The organism is Bifidobacterium italicum (genome assembly GCF_002286915.1).
Taxonomy (GTDB): domain Bacteria; phylum Actinomycetota; class Actinomycetes; order Actinomycetales; family Bifidobacteriaceae; genus Bifidobacterium; species Bifidobacterium italicum.
Genome location: NZ_MVOG01000020.1, coordinates 1 through 20,782, shown reverse-complemented (window position 1 = coordinate 20,782; position 20,782 = coordinate 1). Strand labels below are relative to the sequence as shown.

The window sequence follows — 20,782 nt, the reverse complement described above, 5'->3', positions numbered from 1 at the left end:
GGCGTCGGCCATGACGGCGCCCTTCGTGACGGGCGCGAAGAACGGCTGCATGTCGTCGGGGATGACCGGCATGCCGGCGGGGACGTCGGCATGCAGACCCTGGTTCATGAAGGTCTTGACGGAACGGTCCTCGAGCGAATGGTACGACTCGACGACGAGGCGGCCTCCCACGGCGAGGCGGTTCGCGATCTGCGGCAGCGTGCGCGCGAGCTTGTCGAGCTCGCCGTTGACCTCGATGCGCAGCGCCTGGAAGACGCGCTTGGCCGGGTTGCCGCTCGCGCGGTGCGCCTGCGGGATCACCCCGTCGACGAGCGCGTTGAGCTGCGCCGACGTCTCGAGCGGGCCGTGGGCGCGCTCGGCGACGATGCGGCGCGCGATCTGGCGGGCGAAGCGCTCCTCGCCGTATTCCTTGAAGATATGGGCCAACGCGCGTTCGTCGTAGGTCGCGAGCACGTCGCGCGCCGTCAGCGGCTGCGTGACGTCCATGCGCATGTCGAGCGGCGCGTCATGGGAATAGGAGAAGCCGCGCCCGCGCTCGTCGATCTGCAGGCTCGACAGCCCGAGGTCCATGAACACGGCGTCCACCTGCGCGACGTCCAGACCGCCGAGGACATCGTCGAAGGCGTCGAAGGCGGCGTGAACCGGCGTGAACCGGTCGGACAATCCCTCGGAGGCGATGCGGGCGCCCGCCATCCCGAGCGCCTCGGAGTCGCGGTCGATGCCGATGAGCCGGGCCTGGGGGTTCGCCTTGAGGAACGCGACCGCATGCCCGGCCAGCCCGAGCGTGCAGTCGACGACGACCGAGCCGGGGGCGGCGAGCGCCGGCGAGACGAGCTCGACGCAGTCGCGCAGCAGCACCGGCTGGTGGATATGTGCGTAATCGGTCAAATCGGTCATCAGAACTCCATGTCCGGGAGCACGTCGTCGCCGATGTCGGCGTATCCCTGTTCGTTCCGCGCGAGATAGTCGTCCCACGCGTCGGCGTTCCAGATCTCGGCGCGCGTGCCGACGCCGATGACGACGATGCGCTCGCCCAGACCGGCGTAGTCGCGCAGCATCGGCGGAACGCTGATGCGGCCCTGACGGTCGATCTGCGTGTCGACGGCGCCGGACAGGAAGATGCGCAGGTACTGGCGCGCGGCGCGGTCGCCCATCGACGTGCGCTGGATGCGGGCGGCGATGCGGCGGAACTCCCGGCGCGGCAGGACGGTGACGCAGCGTTCCTGGCCTCGCGCGAGCACCATGCCCTCCCCCAGCTGCGTACGCATTTTCGCAGGCAACGCGACCCTTCCTTTGGCATCGATCTTCGGCGTGTAGGTTCCGAGCAGCAGCGGCGCGTCGTCGAGCGGCCCGCAGGCCGCGTCGTCCGGCGCGTCGGTCGTCGTGTGCGTGGGGTGCGCGTCGGTGTGATCCGTCATCGCCCACCTCCGCACGCTCTCGACCTGACTCCGACCACTTGCTTTGCTCAGACCACCACTCTACCCCACTGTTCACCTAAACTCCCCACCGCGCGGCTAAACACGCCGTGAGCGTGACCCGTCGGCCCGTTTCATGCACGAAATCCGCACATCGCATCCGCCGGGGCGACGCTGTTGAACGCGTTTGCTACACTTGTACGGCTTAACTTTCACCGAGGGGACGCACAGGAGACATGTCACAGTATTCATCGCAGCTGCAAGAGGAACAGGGAGCCGTCGACCGCGCCTACGGGCGTCTCGACGATCTGCGCGCGCAGGTGCGCAAACGCCTGAGCGACGTGCGCGCGGCCGGATCGCACGGCTCGCCGACGCAGCGCACCGAGCGCGACTCCTTCGCGACGATGTACGAGGACCGCCTCGCGCAGCTGCGGGCCGTCGAGGACCGCCTCGTCTTCGGACGGCTCGACGACAGGGACGGGCGACGCCGCTACATCGGACGCATCGGACTGTCGGACGCCGAGCACGAGCCGATCCTCACCGACTGGCGCGCCGAGGCGGCGCGTCCGTTCTACGAGGCGACGCCGTCGCATCACGGCGACATCGTCATGCGCCGCCACATCACGCTGCACTTCCGCGACGTCGTCGGCATCGAGGACGAGGTGCTCGACGTGCACTCCGAGCACGTCAACGCCGCCTCGGAACGCGGCACGCTCACCGGCGAGGGCGCGCTGCTCGCCTCGCTCGGCTCGCGTCGCACCGGCAAGATGACCGACATCGTCGCGACGATCCAGGCCGAACAGGACCGCATCATCCGCGCCGACATGCGCGGCGCGCTCGTCGTGCAGGGCGGCCCGGGCACCGGCAAGACGGCGGTCGCGCTGCATCGCGCCGCCTATCTGCTGTACACGCACCGCCGTCGCCTCGAGCGTTCCGGCGTGCTCGTCGTCGGCCCGAGCGAGGACTTCCTGCACTACATCGACCAGGTGCTGCCGTCGCTGGGCGAGACCGGCGTCGTCAGCCGCACGATCGGCGAGCTCGTCCCCGGCGTCGTCGCCGAGCGTGAGGACGAGCCCCACGTCGCAAGGCTCAAAGGCGAGCGCCGCATGGCGCAGATGGTCGCGAACGCCGTCGCCGCGCGCGAGCGCGTGCCCTCGAAGCTGCCGACGATCAACGTCAACGGTGTCAGCGTGCCGATGCGCGCCGCCGATATCGAACAGGCGATCGCCGACGCCCGCCGCACGCGCCAGCCGCACAACAAGGCGCGCGAGACCTTCGTCACGGCGATGCTCGAGACGATGCGCACGCGCGTCGTCGAACAGCTCGACTACACGCCCGACGCCTCCGAGCTCGCCGACATCCTCGCGCAACTGCGCATGAACGACCGCCTGCGCGTCACGCTCAACCTCGCGTGGCTGCCGATGGACGGCGCGTGGATGCTCGACCAGATGTTCTCGAAGCCGGCGCAGATCCGCCGCTTCGCGCCGTGGCTCACCGACGGGCAGGTGCATATGCTCACGCGCGAGCCCGGAGCGCCGCTGACGCGTTCGGACATTCCGCTGCTCGACGAGGCGCTCGAGCTACTCGGCCCCGACCCGCATGAGGCCGCCCGGCGCGCGGCCCGCGACGCCCGGCGCGCCGAGGAGGAGCAGTACGCGCGCGACACGCTCGCGCAGGCCGGGATCGGCTCGGGCATCGTCACGTCGAGGATGCTCGCCGACGAGATGAGCGCCGACGACGTCGAGCTCGTCGCGACGCGCGCAGCCGCCGACCGCGAATGGACCTACGGGCACGTCGTCGTCGACGAGGCGCAGGAGCTCACGCCGATGGACTGGCGCATGCTGATGCGCCGATGCCCGTCGCGTTCGTTCACGATCGTCGGCGACGTCGCCCAGACCTCGGCGCTCGGCGGCACGCGCGACTGGGCGAAGTCGATGAACGCGCTCTTCGGGTCGTCCAACTGGGACCTCAAGGAACTGACGATCAACTACCGCAACCCGCGCGAGGTCTCCGACCTCGCCGCCGCCTTCGCGCAACGCGAAGGCCTGTACATCTCGACGGTCAAGGCGATCCGCTCGGTGCCCGACGCCGTCGAACATGTCCGTCTGGCCGACCGCCCGGCGCTCTACCGCGCCGTCGGCGAACGGGCGCGCGTACTCGCCGACGAGTTCGTCGACGGGGCCGGCAACGGCCGCATCGCCGTCATCGTCCCCGGCGAGATCGCCGACGCCGTGCACGCCGCCGTCGCCGACGCCCTGACCGAGAGGGCCGGGCTCGTCGACGACGAGGTCGTCGTGTGCGGCGCGCAGGCGGTCAAAGGGCTCGAATACGACGCGGTCGTCGTCGTCGAGCCCGGCGCCATCGGGCAGGAGGCGCCGTCGCGCGTCAGCGCGGCGGCCGACCTGTACGTCGCGCTGACGCGCCCGACGCAGCGTCTGCTTATACTACGGACAAACGATGATGAAACGCTGCTCAACCTCTAAGGTGGACTCCATGCCGAAAGCACTGTTACTGGAAAACATCCATCCGCTCGCCGCGCAGGCCCTGCGCGACCATGGCTTCGAAGTCGAGACGATGAAGGGCGCCCTCTCCGAGGACGAGCTCATCGGGGCGCTCGACGGCGTCGACCTGCTCGGCATCCGATCGAAGACGACGGTGACGAAGCGCGTGCTCGACGCGCGGCCGACGCTCACGGCCATCGGATGCTTCTGCATCGGCACGAACCAGGTCGACCTGACGGCCGCCGCAAAGGCCGGCGTCGCCGTGTTCAACGCGCCGTATTCGAACACGCGTTCCGTCGTCGAGCTCGTCATCTGCGACATCATCTGCCTGATGCGCCGCATCCCCGCGCACACGCACCATATGAAGCACGGCCTGTGGGACAAGTCGGCCGCCGGCTCGCACGAGGTGCGAGGCAAGACGCTCGGCATCATCGGCTACGGCAACATCGGCTCGCAGCTGTCGGTGCTCGCCGAGGCGCTCGGCATGCACGTGCTGTTCTACGACATCGAGGAGAAGCTCGCCCTCGGCAACGCCGAACGCTGCGAGACGCTCGACGAGCTGCTCGAACGCTCGGACGCCGTCACGATCCATGTGGACGGCAGGAAGTCGAACGTCGGCTTCTTCGGCGAGGACCAGTTCGCGCATATGAGGCAGGACGCGATCTTCATCAACTGCTCACGCGGCTTCGTCGTCGACCTCGACGCGCTCAAGCGCCATCTCGACCGCGGCCACCTGTCCGGCGCGGCGATCGACGTGTTCCAGACCGAGCCGAAGAAGAGCGGCGACGAATTCCATACGGCGCTCGCCGACGAGGACAACATGATCCTCACGCCGCACATCGGCGGTTCGACGCTCGAGGCGCAGGAGTCGATCGGCCAGTTCGTCTCCCAGCGTCTCGAGGACTACTGGACGAAGGCGTCGACGATGCTGTCGGTCAACCTGCCGCAGATCACGACCGGCCCATGCAAGGGCGCGGTGCGCATCGCGCATCTGCACGACAACCTGCCGGGCATCCTCGCCGCCGTCAACCGTGTGCTCGGCGAGCAGGACATCAACATCTCGGCGCAGGCGCTCGGCACCGAAGGCGAGATCGGCTACGTCGTCACCGACGTAGCGACGATCCCGGACGAGCGCACGCTCGACGCGCTCGCCGCGATCCCCGGCACGATCCGCATGCGCGTCCTCGAGCACTGACGACGCCGCGCGCATACGGGCCATATAAAAACACTGACATACGGCAGGAGGCCGCATCCCATATCGGGATGCGGCCTCCTCGTCATCGGCGCACCATCACCGTCAGGCAGACGGTCGCCGTCACCGACGCACCGTCATTCAGCCTCGCGCAGGTCGTCGATCGCGCGCTGGAAGTCGTTGAGGTCCTCGAAGTTCTGGTAGACGCTCGCGAATCTCAGATACGCCACCTCGTCGAGTTCGCGCAACGGCTTGAGGATCGCCTTGCCGACCTGTTCGGACGGCACTTCGGCGATGCCCTGCGCGCGCAGGCTCTCCTCGACCTTCTGTCCGAGCTGCTTGAGGTCGTCCTCGTTGATCGGACGGCCCTGGCATGCCTTGCGCACGCCGGCGACGACCTTGTTGCGGTCGAACTGCTCGACGTTGCCCGAGCGTTTCCTCACGAGCAGCGTCGCCGTCTCGACGGTGCTGAAGCGGCGCCCGCATTTGGGGCATTCGCGCCGGCGGCGGATCGAATGGCCGTCGTCGCTGATGCGCGTGTCGATCACCTTGGTATCGGGGTTCTGGCAGAAAGGACAATACATATCTGCAACAATAGCGGCAAGCGCGCCCTTTGCCCCCCAACCGCGCGCCGCCGCGCGGCCGCCGCCCCGGCACGCCGAACACCGATATGGGTTCTGCCCACCACGCATGTGTCACCTTAATCGGCTCTGCCCCGCCATGCGCGCCGAGCCGTCCCATACCGAACAGCAACAACGCTCATAACATAGGTCACCGGATTTTCATATTGGCATGTGGCCGCAGATTCCATTGCGTGACACACAACATCCATACTCATATACATTGATATAAAATAAATTAGGAAAAGCAAAGACGTAGAAGTAGGGGGGAACAGTTGCGTTCTGGCATTTCACATGAGCAACTCTATTCAGAGTATGGCTTACTGCTCACCATCACACAAGTCATTTCCGCGCTCGGCATCCTTGCCTTCGGCACCGTGGAAACCTATATGGCCTACCGCTTCTTCAGCACCCATATCGAACAGAGTTCAGGTCTGGCCATGATCTGGATCCGCGTCATCCTCTACCCATTATTCACCCTGATCATCGCCGTCATCCTCCAAATCATGAAAGGACTATGGAAATGAAAAGAGAATATCGGCCATATTAAGCATCCTCCTGACGCTTTCCGTGAGCCCGTTCGCCCCACCTATCGTCACAATGCATCTGACACAGGCACCGTCTCAGCACCGAGCATACCAGACGCTCCCATGAGCTTTCCCGAAGACATCACAAGCGTCTATGAAGTTCCGATTCCGCTCCTCTTCAAGCTCCTGATTCACAGACAGGGGCACCGCGGAGACGTTGCGACGGCCATCATCACAGGTCCATCGGCAGCAGGAGGTGCTGGCCGGGGCTGAGTTCGGCGGTACTCAGGTCGTTCACCGCCATCAGCCTCGACACGCCCTCCTGCTCGTTCGCATAGCCGCACCAGCGCGCAATCGACCACAACGTGTCACCGGATCGCACTGTGTAGTGGACAACATCTGCAGACGCAGCCGGCGTGCCGGAGGCCGCAGGAGTCGGATCACCGGACCACGCGCCGCTGCCCCACAGGGCGAGGAAGGTCGCGCACGCCAGCGACACGACGACGAGCATGCGCATATGGCGCGTGAACCAGCCGCGGACCGGCGCCGCGACGGCGCGTTCCCCGCTGCGCAGCCGCGTGCACGACGCCGCGGCGGCCATCGGCACGTCGATAACCACCCGGCCACCGCGCATCTCGGATCCGACCGTCATCCGACGCATTCCCCGAGTATCCATACGAGCCACCTTTCGAACATCTGTTCTATCGATGGCGTCGATGTTCGCACAGATGTTCGATTTCGTCAAGCCTGATTCGAACATCTGTTTGATTTCCTCGGCGTTTCGCGGTATCGTGGCTACCAACGAAAGGACATGCCATGCACAGCACCGAACCACAGCGCGAGCAGCCGGGCGGCACCGGCCCGCAGGAGCCCCTCACCGAGCGCCAACGGCGCGTGTACGACGCGATCCGCGAGCTGATCTCCCGTCAGGGATTCGCGCCGTCGCTGCGCGAGATAGGGCAGGCCGCCGGGCTCAGGAGCACGTCGTCGGTCCAGCATCAGCTGCAGGCGCTCGAGCTCAAGGGCTACGTCCGCCGCGACGCGAACAAGGGACGCGCGATCGAGCTCACCGGGCCGCAGGATGTGCCGGTCGCCTTCGGCGAAGGCATGCAGGCGACGGGCGACGCGTACGCCGCCTCGCAGGACGTGCCGCTCGTCGGCGCGATCGCCGCCGGAGCGCCGATCACGGCGGAGCAGCATGTCGAGGACGTCATGCGCCTGCCGGTGCGGCTCACCGGCACCGGCAACCTGTTCATGCTCGAGGTGCACGGCGATTCGATGATCGACGCCGCGATCTGCGACGGCGACTTCGTCGTCGTGCGCGAGCAGCAGAACGCCGAGAACGGCGACATCGTCGCCGCGCTGCTCGGCGACGAGGCGACCGTCAAGACCTTCCGCCAGGAGCATGGCCGCATCTGGCTCATCCCCCACAATCCGAACTATTCGCCGATCGACGGCACGCACGCCCAGATCATGGGCAAGGTCGTCACCGTGCTGCGCAGGCTGTGAGCCGCGGCGCTCACGAATGAATGCGCGACGCGCTTTCGCTCGTATAGCCCTCCGGTTCAAGCTGGAAGGTCGTGTGCGGGATCGAGACCGGGAAATGCTCGCGCAGGCAGTCCTGCATCCGGCGCAGCACCTCTCCGGCCTGCTCCATCGTCATGTCGCGGTCGACGACGACGTGCGCGGTGAGGATCGGCATGCCGGTCGCGACGACGCTCGCATGCAGGTCGTGCACGGCGATCACATGCGGCACCTGCTGCAGATGCTCGCGCACCTTGTCCAGATCGAGGCCCTCGGGCGTCTCCTCGAGCAGCACACGCATCGCGTCGCGCACGAGGATGAAGGCGCGCGGGATCATCAGCAGCGCGATGAACGCGCCGGCGAGCGCATCGAAGCCGTCCCATCCCGTCGTCATCATGACGACGGCCGAGACGATGACGGCCACCGACCCGAGCGCGTCGTTGCATACCTCGAGGAACGCGGCGCGCATGTTCATGTTGTCGGCCGCCTGCGCGCGCAGCACGAGGATCGAGCCGACGTTCGCGGCCAGGCCGAGGACGCCGAAGCACAGCAGCAGCCGCACGTCGTGGATCGCATCCGCCTCGGCGCCGGACAGGCGCATCCCGGCCTCGGCGAGCGCGTACAGGCCGACGAACAGCAGCAGCGTGCCGCCGCCGGCGGCCGTGATGACCTCGAGGCGCGCCCATCCCCATGTGCGCGCGTTGTTCGGTCGGCGCCGCATCAGATACGCGGTGAGCGTCGACGCGGCGAGCACCGAGACGTCGGTCATCATATGGCCGGCGTCGACGAGCAGCGCGAGCGAGCCGGTGACGACGGCGCCGACGACCTCGGCCACGAGGATCACTCCGGTCAGGACGAGCGTCGTCGTCAACCTGCCGGCGTGGTCCATCCCGTCGGCCGCCGTATGCGTATGCGAATGCGCCATGCGATCTCCCTGTCCTCCATCCTCGATTACGAGCGCCGGATCGACCTTCGCCATCCGGCGCCGTCGCTGCTGCAACATCCTAGGACGGCCGCCCCGGCATGGCAATAGCCGGAAGCGCAGGCGGCGCGTCATCGGGACGCCGCCGATGCCGTTCCAACGCCGAGGGCCGGATTTCCGATCGGTTGTCCGATCGGAAATCCGGCCCTCGAAAGCCGTCGTCCGCGGACCCGCATGGATCCGCGATGCGCGCGGGTCAGAAGCCGAACTGCGCAGCCGTTTCCTTGAGCGTCTCGGCGGAGCGCTTGAGCTCGGCGAGCTCGTGCTCGGAGACCGGCGTGTTGATGCGCGAGTTCACACCGTTGCGGTTGAGCAGCGTCGGCACCGACATGCACACGTCGGAGATGCCATGGAAGTCGTTGAGCAGCGAGGACACCGGCAGGATGCGGTTCGAATCCTTGAGGATCGCGTCGATGATGTCGACGCCGGACATCGCGATCGCGTAGTTCGTGGCGCCCTTGCCGTTGATGATCTTGTAGGCGGCGTTCTTGACCTCCTGGTGGATCTGCTCGCGCATCGCGGCGTCGAGCGGGGCATGGCCCGGCAGCGGCTGCCAATCGCACATCGGGACGCCGCCGATCGTCGCGGACGCCCACAGCGGGACTTCGGAGTCGCCGTGCTCGCCGGCGATGTAGGCGTGGACGTTCTTGACGTTGACGCCGGTCTGCTGCGCGATCAGGAAGCGCAGACGGGCGGAGTCGAGGTTCGTGCCCGAGCCGAAGATCTGGTTCGACGGCAGGCCCGAGAGCTTCATCGACACGTGGGTGACGACGTCGACCGGGTTCGTGATGAGCATGTAGATCGCGTTCGGGGCGACCTTGACCATGTTCGGGATGATCGACTTCATGATGTTGATCGTCGCGCCGGCCAGGTCGAGGCGCGACTGGCCCGGCTTCTGGCGTGCGCCGGCGGTGATGACGACCATGTCGGCGTCGCGGCAGACCTCCGGGTCATCGGATCCGTCGATCGAGACGGTCGGGAAGAAGCTCGAACCGTGCTGCATGTCGAGCACCTCGGCCTCGACGCGTTCCTTCGCGATGTCCTGAAGGACGATCTCACGGGCGACGCCGCGCTCGGCGGCCGCGAAGGCGAGTGTGGAGCCGACGGCGCCGGCGCCGACAATCGCGAGCTTTGTGGGCTTAATGGGTGAATCCACCATGATAACCTCTCAATAATCACCGAAGATCCGCTTGTGGCGGATGCGTACTTCATTCGTTGTTCACTGTATCAGACGGACCCCTTGTTCACGGTTCGGGAAACGACGCCATCGGCGCTCCCCCGCCGTTCCCCTCCCCGCGGTTGACAGCGCTGTCAGCAACTTGAGCGCCGGACGGCATGCGCGCAAGGAGCCGCGGCCGTGCGAACGCGCGCGGCCGCGGCTCCTTGCGTGTCGTCAGTCCTCGTCGACGGCCTGCTCCATGACCTGCGCGGCGAGATGCTCGTCGACGTCCGCCTGCAGCATGACGCCGTCGTCGCGGTATTCGACCGATCCGACGTCGCCGTATTCGCGGATCCTCGACAGCAGCGAGCCGGCCGTGTACGGCAGCAGCGCCTCGACGTGCACGTTCGGCTTGGGCAGCATCGACTCGACGTGCGCGCGCAACGCGTCGACGCCGTCGCCGCTCGCCGACGAGACGAGGAACGCGTCCGGCGCGAGCCGGTGCAGCCGTTCGCGCGTCACGTCATCGATGAGGTCGGTCTTGTTGAACACGGTAACGACCGGAAGCCGCTCGACGCCGTCGATCGTGCGCAGCACCTCGTTGACGGCGTCGATCTGCCCGAAGGGGTCGGGATGCGACGCGTCGACGACATGGACGACGAGGTCGGCGTCGGCGATCTCCTCGAGCGTCGACTTGAAGGCCTCGACGAGCTGCGTCGGCAGCCTGCGCACGAAGCCGACCGTGTCGACGTACGCGTACAGGCGCCCGTCCTTCGCGCGCGCACGGCGCACGGCCGTGTCGAGCGTCGCGAACAGCGCGTTCTCGACGAGCTCGTCGGAGCCGGTGAGCCTGTTCGTCAGCGACGATTTGCCGGCGTTCGTGTAGCCGACGACGGCGATCGTCGGCAGCCCGTACTTGCGCCGCGAGCCGCGCTTGACCTCGCGCGACGGCGCCATCTGCGCGATCTGGCGGCGCAGATGCGCGATGCGGGTGCGGATGACTCGGCGGTCGAGTTCGATCTTCGTCTCGCCCGGGCCGCGCGAACCGATGCCGCCGTCGGCGCCGGCGGCGCGTCCGCCCGCCTGACGCGACAGCGCCGCGCCCCAGCCGCGCAGACGCGGCAGCATGTACTGCAGCTGCGCGAGCTCGACCTGCGCCTTGCCTTCGCGCGATGTCGCGTGCTGCGCGAAGATGTCGAGGATGACGGCCGTCCTGTCGACGACCTTGACCTTTGTCGCGTCTTCGAGCGCACGCCGCTGGCTCGGCGGCAGATCATCGTCGACGATGATCGTGTCGGCTTCGTTGACCGCGACGATGTCCGCGATCTGCTTGGCCTTACCGGCGCCCACGTAGGTGGCCGGATCGGGCCGCGAGCGCTGCTGCAGCACGGCGTCGCATACGACGGCGCCCGCCGTCTGCGCGAGCGCCGCGAGCTCGCGCATCGACTCCTCGGCCTCGCGCTGCGAGCCGGTGCGCGCCGACCAGACGCCGACGAGCACGACGCGTTCGAGACGCACCTTGCGGTATTCGACTTCGGTGACGTCCTCGAGTTCGCCGAGGCCGATGACGTGTTTGAGTTCGTTGCGTGATTCCCTTTCGCGCCAGATTTCGCTTTCGGCGCCCTCCGCGCGCCCGTCCTCGAGCAGCACGTCGGACTGGTCGGCGAGCACGTCGCGGCGCCGCTGCACCCCGAAGCCCGCCGTCGCTTCGTCGTCGAAGGTGTTCAATGTGGTCAAATACTACCTCGTCCTTGCTTGGAAACTTACTGAGCCCTGATTATCATCGGATAAGCAGACATGCCAGTATACAGCAGAGCGAGGCGGAGCACCATGGCGCACATCGAACCCCCACAGGCGAACGAACAGTATTTCTCGGCCTCCCCTTCGTCGAAGGACGTGCGCCATGCGATGCGGGTGACGCTGCGCGGCCATGAGGCGCAGATCGAGACGTCGAACGGCGTCTTCTCGGCGCATCGCGTCGATCTGGGCACGTCGGTGCTGCTGCGCCACGCGCCGCAGCCCCCCGAGCGCGGCGACTTCCTCGATCTCGGCTGCGGATGGGGCGCGATCAGCCTCGCGCTTGCGCTCGAATCCCCCCGGGCCGAGGTCTACGCGGTCGACGTCAACGAACGTGCGATCGAGCTGACCGAACGCAACGCCGAACTCAACGGCTGCGCGAACATCCACGCCGGCGAGGCCGACGACGTGCCTGACGGGCTCGAGTTCGAGCTCATCTGGTCGAATCCACCGATCCGCATCGGCAAGGAGGAGCTGCACACGCTGCTGATGACGTGGCTGCCGCGTCTGGCGCCGGACGGCTACGCGTATCTCGTCGTGCAGAAGAACCTCGGCTCCGATTCACTGATGCGCTGGCTCGCCGACGCGCTGTCCGACGCCTACGAGGTCGACAAGTACGCGAGCTCGAAAGGCTACCGCGTCATCGAAGTCCATCGCCTGCACTGATCGTTTCATTTTCGGGCAGCTGGCCGTTGCGGCCACGCCGATCACACCAAACTTACAAATTACGGAAAGCACAACGCACAGCATCATATGAAATTCTCGTATCCAGAAGAACTGCCGGTCAGCGGCGCGCGCGACGCGATCGCCGAGGCCGTCACCCACGCGCAGGTCGTCATCGTCTCCGGCCAGACCGGCTCGGGCAAGACGACGCAGCTGCCGAAGATCCTGCTCGAACTCGGCCGCGGCTCGCACGGCCGTCAGATCGTGCACACGCAGCCGAGACGCCTCGCCGCGCGCACCGTCGCCGAACGCATCGCGAGCGAACTGGGCGTGCGTCTGGGCGACGAGGTCGGCTACCAGGTGCGCTTCACCGACGAGTCGTCGCCGAAGACGCGGCTGCGCGTCGTCACTGACGGCATCCTGCTCGCTCAGATCCAGCGCGACCCGAAGCTCACGCGCTACGACACGATCGTCATCGACGAGGCGCACGAGCGCACGCTCAACATCGACTTCCTGCTCGGCTACCTGACGGCGCTGCTGCCGGAACGCCCCGACCTCAAGCTCGTCATCACGTCGGCGACGATCGATTCGGTCAAGTTCCAGAAGCATTTCGAGGACGCGTTGAAACGCCCGGTTCCGGTCATCGAGGTCTCCGGACGCACCTATCCGGTCACGATCTGCTACGAGCCGCTCGGCGGCGCGCCGTCGCTGATGAGCCATGTGCCCGGCTTCGCCGACGTCCACGCGGACATGGCCGGAGGCGAACGCGACACGGACGGCGACATGCCGACCGCCGTCGCGCGCGCCTGCGTCGAGCTCGTGACGATTTCGGCGCACGACCGCGGCCCGCGCGACATCCTCGTCTTCGCCGCTGGCGAGCGCGACATCCGCGACTACGAGCAGGCGATCCGCCACGCCTTCGGCCCGCGCTGCGCCGACATGCGCCGCCCCGACGCGATCGAGATCATGCCGCTGTTCGCCCGTCTGAGCGCGAAGGACCAGCATCGCGTCTTCGAATCGCACACCCATCAGCGCATCGTCATCGCGACGAACGTCGCCGAGACGTCGTTGACGGTGCCCGGCATCCGCTACGTCGTCGACCCGGGTCTGGCGCGCATCTCGCGCTATTCAAAAAGCGCGAAGGTGCAGCGGTTGCCGATCGAGCCGATCTCGCAGGCGAGCGCCGACCAGCGTTCAGGCCGATGCGGCCGCATCGCCGACGGCATCGCGATCCGCCTGTATTCGGCCGAGGACTACGAAAGCCGTCCGCGCTTCACCGAACCGGAGATCCTGCGCACATCCCTCGGCGCCGTCGTGCTGCACATGCTGTCGGTCGGCGTCGCGCACACGGCGCGCGACATCACCGACTTCGGCTTCATCGACCCGCCGGACATGAAATCGGTCTCCGACGGCATCAACGAGCTGACCGAGCTGCAGGCGATTGCGCGCACGCGCGGTGACATCCGCCTGACGCACACCGGACGCCAGCTCGCGCGCATTCCGATCGACGTCCGTCTGGGACGCATGCTCATCGAGGCGGCGCGTTCGACGACGCCGAACACGCTCGCCGCGCTCATCGTCGTCGTCGCGTTCCTCAGCCTGCAGGACCCGCGCGAACGTCCCGAGGAGGCGCGCGACGAGGCGGACCGCATCCACAACCGCTACGCCGACCCGACGAGCGACTTCCTGACGGCGCTCAACATCTGGGACCGGGCGTTCGGCGCCGACGGCGAACGCAGCGGCAACGCGCTGCGCCGTCTGTGCAAAAGCGAGTTCCTCCATTATCTGCGCATGCGCCAGTGGCGCGACCTCGTCACGCAGTTGCGCGAGCTGTGCCGCGAACTCAAGTTCAGGGTCGGCGAACCGATTCCGGTCTCCCGTCCCGACGAGGCGGTGCGCTCGCTGCCGATCAACCAGCAGGCCGCGCACGCGCTGTGCTGCTCGTGGGACGCGCAGGGCATCCACACGTCGATGCTCGCCGGCCTGCTGTCGATGATGGGCATGCAGGTCGTGCGCGAACCGAAGGCCTCCGACTACGCGAACCTCAAGGGCGCCGCGCGCGCCCGCGCGCTCAAGCGCGCCCAGAGGACGGCGAAGAACGACTATCAGGGCGCACGCGGCACGCATTTCGCGCTGTTCCCGGCGTCGGCCGTCGCCAAGTCGACTCCGCCGTGGGTCATGAGCACCGAGCTCGTCGAGACGAGCCGCCTGTGGGCGCGCTACAGCGCGCAGATCGATCCGGCATGGGCGGAGCCGCTCGCCAAGGGGCTCACGCGCACGACCTACGCGCAGCCGCACTGGTCGGCGTCGCGCGGCAGCGCCGTCGCCGAGGCGAAGGTGCTGCTCTACGGCCTGCCGATCGTGCAGGGGCGTCAGGTGCAGTGGGGCCGCATCAATCCGCCCGAGGCACGCGACTTCCTGATCCGCCAGGGCCTCGTCGAAGGCGAGATCCAGCAGCGTTTCGCGTTCGACGGCTTCGTCGAGCGCAACCGCCGGATCATCGCCGACGCGCAGGACGACGCCAGCCGCACGCGCCAGCTCGCGCAGAGCGTCAACGACGAGGACCTCTTCGACTTCTACAACGCGCTGATCCCGCAGGACGTGACGAGCGTCGCCGATCTGGGCAAGTGGTGGAAGACCGAGCATGGGACGCATCCGCATCTGCTCGATTTCGACCCGTCGAAGGTCGAACGGTTGCTCGACGCCGAATCCTACGATCCGGGCGACTTCCCCGACCACTGGGTCACCGTCGGGACCGACGGCCGGGCGATCGAGCTGCGGCTGAGCTATGTCTACGACACGAACGACGAGGCCGACGGCGTCAGCGTCCACATCCCGATGACGGCGCTGTCGCGCGTCACGCCGGAGGAGTTCAGCTGGAACGTGCCCGGCCTGCGCCGCGAGCTCATTATCGCGCTGATCAAGGCGCTGCCGAAGACGCTGCGCGTGCAGTTCGTGCCCGCGCCGGACACGGCGGCGAAGATCGACGAGTGGATCGGCGCGCACTTCCCCGAACAGCCTGGCTCGGGCACCCGCGAGCATCCGGCCGAGGCGCCCGACGGGCGGTGGCCCGACTTCCTCCATGTGTTCACGAAGGCCGCGATCAGCGTCGTCGGCGCGCAGATTCATCCCGAGGTCCTCGACGGTCTCACCGCGAAGCTGCCGCCGTATCTGCGCATGACCTTCGTCATCGAACAGCCGATGCCGCGTCCGAAGCACGGACGGCGGCGCGAACGCGTCATGCCGAAGGTCGTTGCGAGCGGCAAGTCGCTCGCCGAGCTGCAGCGCCGTTTCGCCGCCGAGGCGCAGGTCTCGGCGCGTCAGGTCGTCAAACGTCAGGCGCAGCAGGCAGCCGACGCCGGCGCGATCGTCAAGCAGGCGGACCTGCTGCGCGACGCCGGCGCGACGACGCGCTCGCGCGAGCAGATGCTGTGGGACGGCGCGCTCGACCGTCTGCGGCTGCCGTCCGAACGTGTCTCGTCGCGCTGGCTCGGCGCCGAGGCACTGCGTCTGGCAGCGGCGCCCTACGACGGCACGAAGCAGCTCGTCGAGGATCTGCAGCGCGCCGCCGTCAAACGGCTGCTGCCGGACATCGGCGCGCTCAAGGACGACGCTGCGCTCGCGCAGGCCGTCGCCGGCGTCGAACAGGTCTACGAGGACACCGTCTACGCCGTCGCCAAGGACGTCGTCGCGATCCTCGAACAGTATGCGAAGGTCGACAAGGCGGTGGGCGGCCCGGCTGATCTGCCGATGCTGTCGGTGCTTCAGTCGATCCGCGAGCACGTCGCGACGCTCGTCAACCCCGGGTTCATCGGGCGCACGCCGCCGCTCTCGCTGCCGAGGATCGGCGTCTATCTGCGCGCCGACCTTATGCGCCTCGACAAGGCGAAAGCCGACAAGAACCGCGACGTGCGCTGGGCGTGGCAGGCCGACGAGGCGAAGCGCCTCGTCAACGACGCGGCGGCCAAGGCGGACGCGATGCCCGCCGGAGCCGCGCGCGACGAGGCGCAGGCGAAGGCGACGCGCGCGCGATGGCTGCTCGAGGAGTTCTACGTCTCGCTGTGGGCGCAGGAGCTCGGCACGAACCAGCCGGTGAGCGTGCAGCGCATCGCGAAGGCGCTGCGCTGAGCATCGGCGGAAAGGAAGGACGATGGCAGCATCGAAAGGCACGCCGCGCAAACCGCGACGCACGAGCCCCGCGCAGCCGACGTCGGGATCGACGCGGCCGACGGCGCAGCGCAGGACGAAACCGGCGAAGCCGGGGACGGCGGCGAGGTCCGGCAACGGCGCGGCGGCGAAATCGGCGCCAACGAAGCCCCCATCGGCCAAGCGGACGTCAGCGAAATCGACGGCGAAGCGGACGCCGCGACGCGCCACCTTCGCGTCGCGCATCGCCGACCGCCGTCAGCAGTCGCGCGCGCGGCGCTCCTTCGCGACGCTCGCCGCACGGTGGAAGGGCGGCTCCGGCGTCGAACGCGCGACGATGGCGGCCTTCGGCGCGCTCGCCGCGGTCGTCGCGATCGCGCTCGTCGTCGCCATCGGCAACGTCATCACCGGTCACGTCGAGCTCTCCGAGGCGAAGGCGCGGCAGGTCGAACTCACCGAGGCCTATGATTTCAATCCCGGCGACATCATCTCGGACGGCCAGTTCTTCGACGGCGACGCGATGGACGAGGCGCAGGTGCAGGCCTTCCTCGACGAGCAGGGAGCCGCATGCACAAAGGACTCGTGCCTGCGCGCGCGGCGCTTCAAGGTCGAGCGTCGCGCCGCGAACGACTACTGCCGCGAATACCCGGGCGCGAAGAACGGGCAGTCGGCGGCCGCGATCATCACGGCGGCCGCGCAGGCCTGCGACGTCTCGCCGAAGGTGCTGCTCACGATGCTGCAGAAGGAGCAGCAGCTCGTCACCGCGACGAATCCGAAGGAGTTCCAGTTCACGTCGGCGATGGGTCTGAGCTGCCCCGACGACGACCACTGCGACCCCGAGTACGCCGGCTTCTTCAGGCAGGTCTTCGGCTCCGCGGAACGCTACCAGTACTATGTGCGCCACGAGGACCGCTACGGCTTCCACGCCGGACGACTCAACTTCGTCCGCTTCAACCCGGACGTCGCGTGCGGCGGCGCGAACGTGTACATCGAGAACAAGGCGACGGCGTTGCTGTACATCTACACGCCCTACCAGCCGAACGACGCGGCGCTCGCCGCAGGAGCCGGCGAGGGCGACGACTGTTCGACCTACGGCAACCGCAACTTCTCGATCATCTACTCGAACTGGTTCGGCGACCCGAGGGCGGCATAGCAAAGCGGCGGTCCGTGGCAGTCCGCGGGTGTATGTACGCACGGAATGCCATGGCGGCATAGCAAATGCGGCGGTCCGTGACCGGTCACCGGGAACGGGCACGGACCGCCGCAATACGAATCGGCGACGGAGCCGATCAGAGCTTTGCGAGGTACTTGCGCAGCTCGAATGGCGTCACCTGGCTGCGGTACTCCTCCCACTCCTTGCGCTTGTTGCGGATGAAGTACTCGAAGACGTGCTCGCCGAGGACGTCGGCCACGAAATCGGACTTCTCCATGATGCGCAGTGCCTCGTCGAGCGATTCGGGCAGCGGCTGGATGCCCATCGCCTGACGTTCGGCGTCGGTGAGCTCCCAGACGTCGTCGCTCGTCGGTTCGCCGAGCTGCATCTTCTTCTCGATGCCGTCAAGGCCGGCGGCGAGCAGCACCGAATACGCCAGATACGGGTTCGCCCCCGGATCGAGCGCACGGAACTCGATGCGCGCCGAATTGCCCTTGCCCGGCTTGTACTGCGGGATGCGCAGCAACGCGGAACGGTTGTTGTGGCCCCAGCAGATGTAGCTCGGCGCCTCGTTGCCGCCCCACAGACGCTTGTACGAATTGACGAACTGGTCGGTGACGGCGCAGATCTCGGCGGCGTGGTGCAGGATGCCGGCGGCGAACTGGCGAGCTGTCAACGACATGTTGAACTCCTGACCCGCCTCGTAGAACGCGTTCGTGTCGCCCTCGAACAGGCTCAGATGCGTGTGCATGCCCGAACCGGGCGCGTCGGCGAGCGGCTTGGGCATGAAGCTCGCATGGATGCCTCGTTCGAGCGAGATCTCCTTGACGACGGTGCGGAAGGTCATGATGTTGTCGGCGATCGTCAGCGCGTCCGCGTACCGCAGGTCGATCTCGTTCTGGCCGGGGCCCGCCTCATGGTGCGAATATTCGACCGAGATGCCCATCTGCTCGAGCATGTTCACCGTCGCACGGCGGAAGTCCATGCCGGGGCTGCGCGGCACATGGTCGAAATAGCCGCCCTGATCGATCGGCACCGGCGTGAGCGACCAATCGTCCTGCTTCTCGAACAGATAGAACTCGATCTCCGGGTGCACGTAGAACGTGAAGCCCTTCTCCTTCGCCTTCGACAGCGCGCGCTTGAGCACATGACGCGGATCGGCGAGCGAAGGCTCGCCCTCGGGCGAGAGGATGTCGCAGAACATACGCGCCGTGCCCTGCGGACCCCCGCGCCATGGAAGGATCTGGAAGGTGCTCGGATCGGGCTTGACGATCATGTCATCCTCGGAGACGCGCGTCATGCCCTCGATCGCCGAACCGTCGAAACCGATGCCCTCCTCGAACGCAGCCTCCAGCTCCGCAGGCGCGATCGCAACCGATTTGAGCGTTCCCAACACGTCCGTGAACCACAGGCGAATGAAACGTACGTCGCGCTCTTCCACGGTCCTGAGCGCGAACTCTTGCTGTTTGTCCATGCCGCCCATCGTTCCATGCCGATGTTACGGCAGATGTTAACAATCATATGGCGGACGGCCGCCTTCACGGCCTTCGCCCCTCCCCCATCCCGACGCGATATCGGCGCGCTGTCGCGCTATCGTTGCTGATATGACGCACATGAACGGAAACATCGTCGTATCCAGCCCCGACGACCCGGTCGTAGACATCACCACATGGCGGCAGTCGCCGACGCCGCGCTCGCGTGCGCGCGCCGGCATCGAGGCCCGCCGCAAGGCCCCGCTCGAATCGCACGCCGTGTGGAAGGTCGTCAAGGACCGGCGCGACGTCATCGGGCTGCTCGAGGAGCAGTCGAGGACGCGGCTGCGCAGCCTCGTCCCGCTGCGCTACTACCGGATGAGCGACTCGGCGTTCACGTTCTACCGCGGCACCGCGCTCATCATGGCGAACGACCTGGCGCGCACGCCGGTCACCGGCATCCCGGTGCAGGCCGTCGGCGACGCGCACATCGGCAACTTCGGCATCTTCTATTCGCCGACGATGCATCTCGTCTTCGACATCAACGACTTCGACGAGACGACGACCGGCCCGTGGGAATGGGACATCAAGCGCCTCGCCGTCTCCGTGGAGATCTGCGGCCGTGCGAACGGCGTCTACTCGAAGGACCGCCAGGCGGCGGTGCGCGCCTGCGTGAAGACCTACCGAGACTACATCAACCAATTCTCGCAGATGCGGTATCTGGACATGTGGTACGACCATCTCGACGTCGAGAACACGCTCGACCAGTTCGAGTCGTCGGCGCATGGCAAGCGCAACCGCACATTGCGCGCGGCCGTCATGAAGGCGAAGTCGAAGGATTCGGCGAGCGCGACCGCGAAGCTCACCTATCTCGACGGCGACCGCCTGCGTTTCCGTTCGATGCCGCCCGAGCTCGTGCCGATCAACGAGCTCGAGGGCTACGACGACATCGACGCGCTGCAGCGGCGCCTCGACCAGCTGTTCGCGTCCTACCACGATTCGCTGTACGAGGACCGCCGCCATGTGCTCAGCCAGTACCGCTACCAGGACACGGCGCGCAAGGTCGTCGGCGTCGGCTCGGTCGGCACGCGCGCATGGGTGTCGGTGCTCACCGGCCGCGACATCGACGATCCGCTGATGCTGCAGATGAAGGAGGCGACCGACTCCGTGCTCGAACGCTTCGTCGGCCGCTCCCGCTACCCGTCGCACGGCGAACGCGTCGTGCAGGGGCAGAAGCTGATCCAGACGACGGCCGACATCATGCTCGGCTGGACGAAGTTCGTCGCCAACGACGGCCATCCGCGCGACTACTACGTGCGCCAGCTGTGGAACGGCAAGGGCTCGATCGACATCAACCATTTGACCTCGGTCTCCCTCAACGACCTCGGCCGCATGTGCGCGTGGTGCCTCGCGCACGCGCACGCGCGCAGCGGCGACAGCATCGCGATCGCGAACTATCTGGGCGGCACCGACGCCTTCGACGTCGCGATGGCGAGCTTCGCCGACTCCTACGCCGACCAGAACGAGGAGGACTACCGAGTCTTCAAGCGGATGATCAAGGATGGCGAACTGCCCTGCTCGAAGGAGTGACGCGCGCCCGTGGCGACGAATGCGCACAGATACGACCGGCG

The 20,782-nt window shown here is 67.1% G+C and carries 16 protein-coding genes; 8 read left to right on the top strand and 8 right to left on the bottom strand.

What is annotated here, in order from left to right; translation table 11 throughout:
• Both rsmH and mraZ read right to left on the bottom strand, forming a co-directional pair.
• On the bottom strand, positions 1-888 hold an 888-nt coding region (gene rsmH, locus B1400_RS05605), incomplete at its 3' end, for a 16S rRNA (cytosine(1402)-N(4))-methyltransferase RsmH (RefSeq protein WP_095613452.1).
• An 8-nt stretch (positions 889-896) separates the two neighbouring features.
• A complete protein-coding gene (gene mraZ, locus B1400_RS05600; protein WP_095613446.1) occupies positions 897-1,418 on the bottom strand; it encodes a division/cell wall cluster transcriptional repressor MraZ in 522 nt (173 codons plus the stop codon).
• Between the two features lie 233 nt (positions 1,419-1,651).
• On the opposite strand from mraZ, the gene B1400_RS05595 reads away from it, so the two are divergent.
• Positions 1,652-3,898 (top strand): HelD family protein, encoded by a 2,247-nt coding sequence (locus B1400_RS05595; protein WP_095613445.1) that lies wholly within the window; start codon positions 1,652-1,654, stop codon positions 3,896-3,898.
• 10 nt (positions 3,899-3,908) lie between these two features.
• Positions 3,909-5,111, top strand: coding sequence for a phosphoglycerate dehydrogenase (serA, locus tag B1400_RS05590; RefSeq protein WP_095613444.1), 1,203 nt, complete (start codon positions 3,909-3,911; stop codon positions 5,109-5,111).
• Positions 5,112-5,245: 134 nt separating this feature from the next.
• Here serA and nrdR read toward each other — a convergent pair whose 3' ends face one another.
• Entirely contained in the window at positions 5,246-5,692 is a 447-nt protein-coding gene (gene nrdR / locus B1400_RS05585) for a transcriptional regulator NrdR (RefSeq protein WP_024540639.1), read from the bottom strand.
• 311 nt (positions 5,693-6,003) lie between these two features.
• Here nrdR and B1400_RS05580 point away from each other — a divergent pair, with 311 nt between their 5' ends.
• Positions 6,004-6,255: a hypothetical protein gene (locus B1400_RS05580; protein ID WP_095613443.1), complete on the top strand. Its 252-nt coding sequence runs from the start codon at positions 6,004-6,006 to the stop codon at positions 6,253-6,255.
• A 232-nt stretch (positions 6,256-6,487) separates the two neighbouring features.
• Here B1400_RS05580 and B1400_RS05575 read toward each other — a convergent pair whose 3' ends face one another.
• Entirely contained in the window at positions 6,488-7,015 is a 528-nt protein-coding gene (locus B1400_RS05575; RefSeq protein ID WP_095613442.1) for a LysM peptidoglycan-binding domain-containing protein, read from the bottom strand.
• A 56-nt stretch (positions 7,016-7,071) separates the two neighbouring features.
• Between B1400_RS05575 and lexA the strand changes: the two genes are divergently transcribed.
• Positions 7,072-7,764: a transcriptional repressor LexA gene (gene lexA / locus B1400_RS05570; RefSeq protein WP_095613441.1), complete on the top strand. Its 693-nt coding sequence runs from the start codon at positions 7,072-7,074 to the stop codon at positions 7,762-7,764.
• 10 nt (positions 7,765-7,774) lie between these two features.
• Here lexA and B1400_RS05565 read toward each other — a convergent pair whose 3' ends face one another.
• From B1400_RS05565 to hflX, 3 genes are all read right to left on the bottom strand, one after another.
• Complete coding sequence (locus B1400_RS05565; protein WP_095613451.1) at positions 7,775-8,704, bottom strand: cation diffusion facilitator family transporter; 930 nt, start codon at positions 8,702-8,704, stop codon at positions 7,775-7,777.
• 253 nt (positions 8,705-8,957) lie between these two features.
• Entirely contained in the window at positions 8,958-9,920 is a 963-nt protein-coding gene (locus B1400_RS05560) for an L-lactate dehydrogenase (protein ID WP_095613440.1), read from the bottom strand.
• Between the two features lie 234 nt (positions 9,921-10,154).
• The gene (gene hflX, locus B1400_RS05555) at positions 10,155-11,648 is read right to left on the bottom strand and encodes a GTPase HflX (protein WP_162288187.1); all 1,494 of its coding nucleotides are present in this window, start codon (positions 11,646-11,648) and stop codon (positions 10,155-10,157) included.
• A gap of 102 nt (positions 11,649-11,750) precedes the next feature.
• On the opposite strand from hflX, the gene B1400_RS05550 reads away from it, so the two are divergent.
• From B1400_RS05550 to B1400_RS05540, 3 genes are all read left to right on the top strand, one after another.
• Complete coding sequence (locus B1400_RS05550) at positions 11,751-12,383, top strand: class I SAM-dependent methyltransferase (protein ID WP_095613439.1); 633 nt, start codon at positions 11,751-11,753, stop codon at positions 12,381-12,383.
• 87 nt (positions 12,384-12,470) lie between these two features.
• Positions 12,471-16,508 (top strand): ATP-dependent RNA helicase HrpA, encoded by a 4,038-nt coding sequence (gene hrpA / locus B1400_RS05545; RefSeq protein ID WP_095613438.1) that lies wholly within the window; start codon positions 12,471-12,473, stop codon positions 16,506-16,508.
• Positions 16,509-16,530: 22 nt separating this feature from the next.
• Positions 16,531-17,679, top strand: coding sequence for a hemagglutinin (locus B1400_RS05540; RefSeq protein WP_407641072.1), 1,149 nt, complete (start codon positions 16,531-16,533; stop codon positions 17,677-17,679).
• A gap of 136 nt (positions 17,680-17,815) precedes the next feature.
• Here the strand turns inward: B1400_RS05540 and glnA are convergent, their stop codons facing one another.
• The gene (gene glnA / locus B1400_RS05535) at positions 17,816-19,153 is read right to left on the bottom strand and encodes a type I glutamate--ammonia ligase (protein ID WP_095613447.1); all 1,338 of its coding nucleotides are present in this window, start codon (positions 19,151-19,153) and stop codon (positions 17,816-17,818) included.
• Between the two features lie 130 nt (positions 19,154-19,283).
• Here glnA and B1400_RS05530 point away from each other — a divergent pair, with 130 nt between their 5' ends.
• Entirely contained in the window at positions 19,284-20,741 is a 1,458-nt protein-coding gene (locus B1400_RS05530; RefSeq protein ID WP_407641071.1) for a DUF2252 domain-containing protein, read from the top strand.
• The last annotated feature ends 41 nt before the right edge of the window (positions 20,742-20,782 follow it).

Coding starts and splice junctions, on each gene's coding strand:
- B1400_RS05550 (WP_095613439.1), top strand. CDS start 11,751: ATGGCGCACATCGAACCCCCACAGGCGAACGAACAGTATTTCTCGGCC.
- hrpA (WP_095613438.1), top strand. CDS start 12,471: ATGAAATTCTCGTATCCAGAAGAACTGCCGGTCAGCGGCGCGCGCGAC.
- mraZ (WP_095613446.1), bottom strand. CDS start 1,418: ATGACGGATCACACCGACGCGCACCCCACGCACACGACGACCGACGCG.
- B1400_RS05575 (WP_095613442.1), bottom strand. CDS start 7,015: ATGTTCGAATCAGGCTTGACGAAATCGAACATCTGTGCGAACATCGAC.
- lexA (WP_095613441.1), top strand. CDS start 7,072: ATGCACAGCACCGAACCACAGCGCGAGCAGCCGGGCGGCACCGGCCCG.
- B1400_RS05530 (WP_407641071.1), top strand. CDS start 19,284: ATGACGCACATGAACGGAAACATCGTCGTATCCAGCCCCGACGACCCG.
- B1400_RS05540 (WP_407641072.1), top strand. CDS start 16,531: ATGGCAGCATCGAAAGGCACGCCGCGCAAACCGCGACGCACGAGCCCC.
- serA (WP_095613444.1), top strand. CDS start 3,909: ATGCCGAAAGCACTGTTACTGGAAAACATCCATCCGCTCGCCGCGCAG.
- B1400_RS05565 (WP_095613451.1), bottom strand. CDS start 8,704: ATGGCGCATTCGCATACGCATACGGCGGCCGACGGGATGGACCACGCC.
- B1400_RS05595 (WP_095613445.1), top strand. CDS start 1,652: ATGTCACAGTATTCATCGCAGCTGCAAGAGGAACAGGGAGCCGTCGAC.
- nrdR (WP_024540639.1), bottom strand. CDS start 5,692: ATGTATTGTCCTTTCTGCCAGAACCCCGATACCAAGGTGATCGACACG.
- B1400_RS05560 (WP_095613440.1), bottom strand. CDS start 9,920: ATGGTGGATTCACCCATTAAGCCCACAAAGCTCGCGATTGTCGGCGCC.
- glnA (WP_095613447.1), bottom strand. CDS start 19,153: ATGGACAAACAGCAAGAGTTCGCGCTCAGGACCGTGGAAGAGCGCGAC.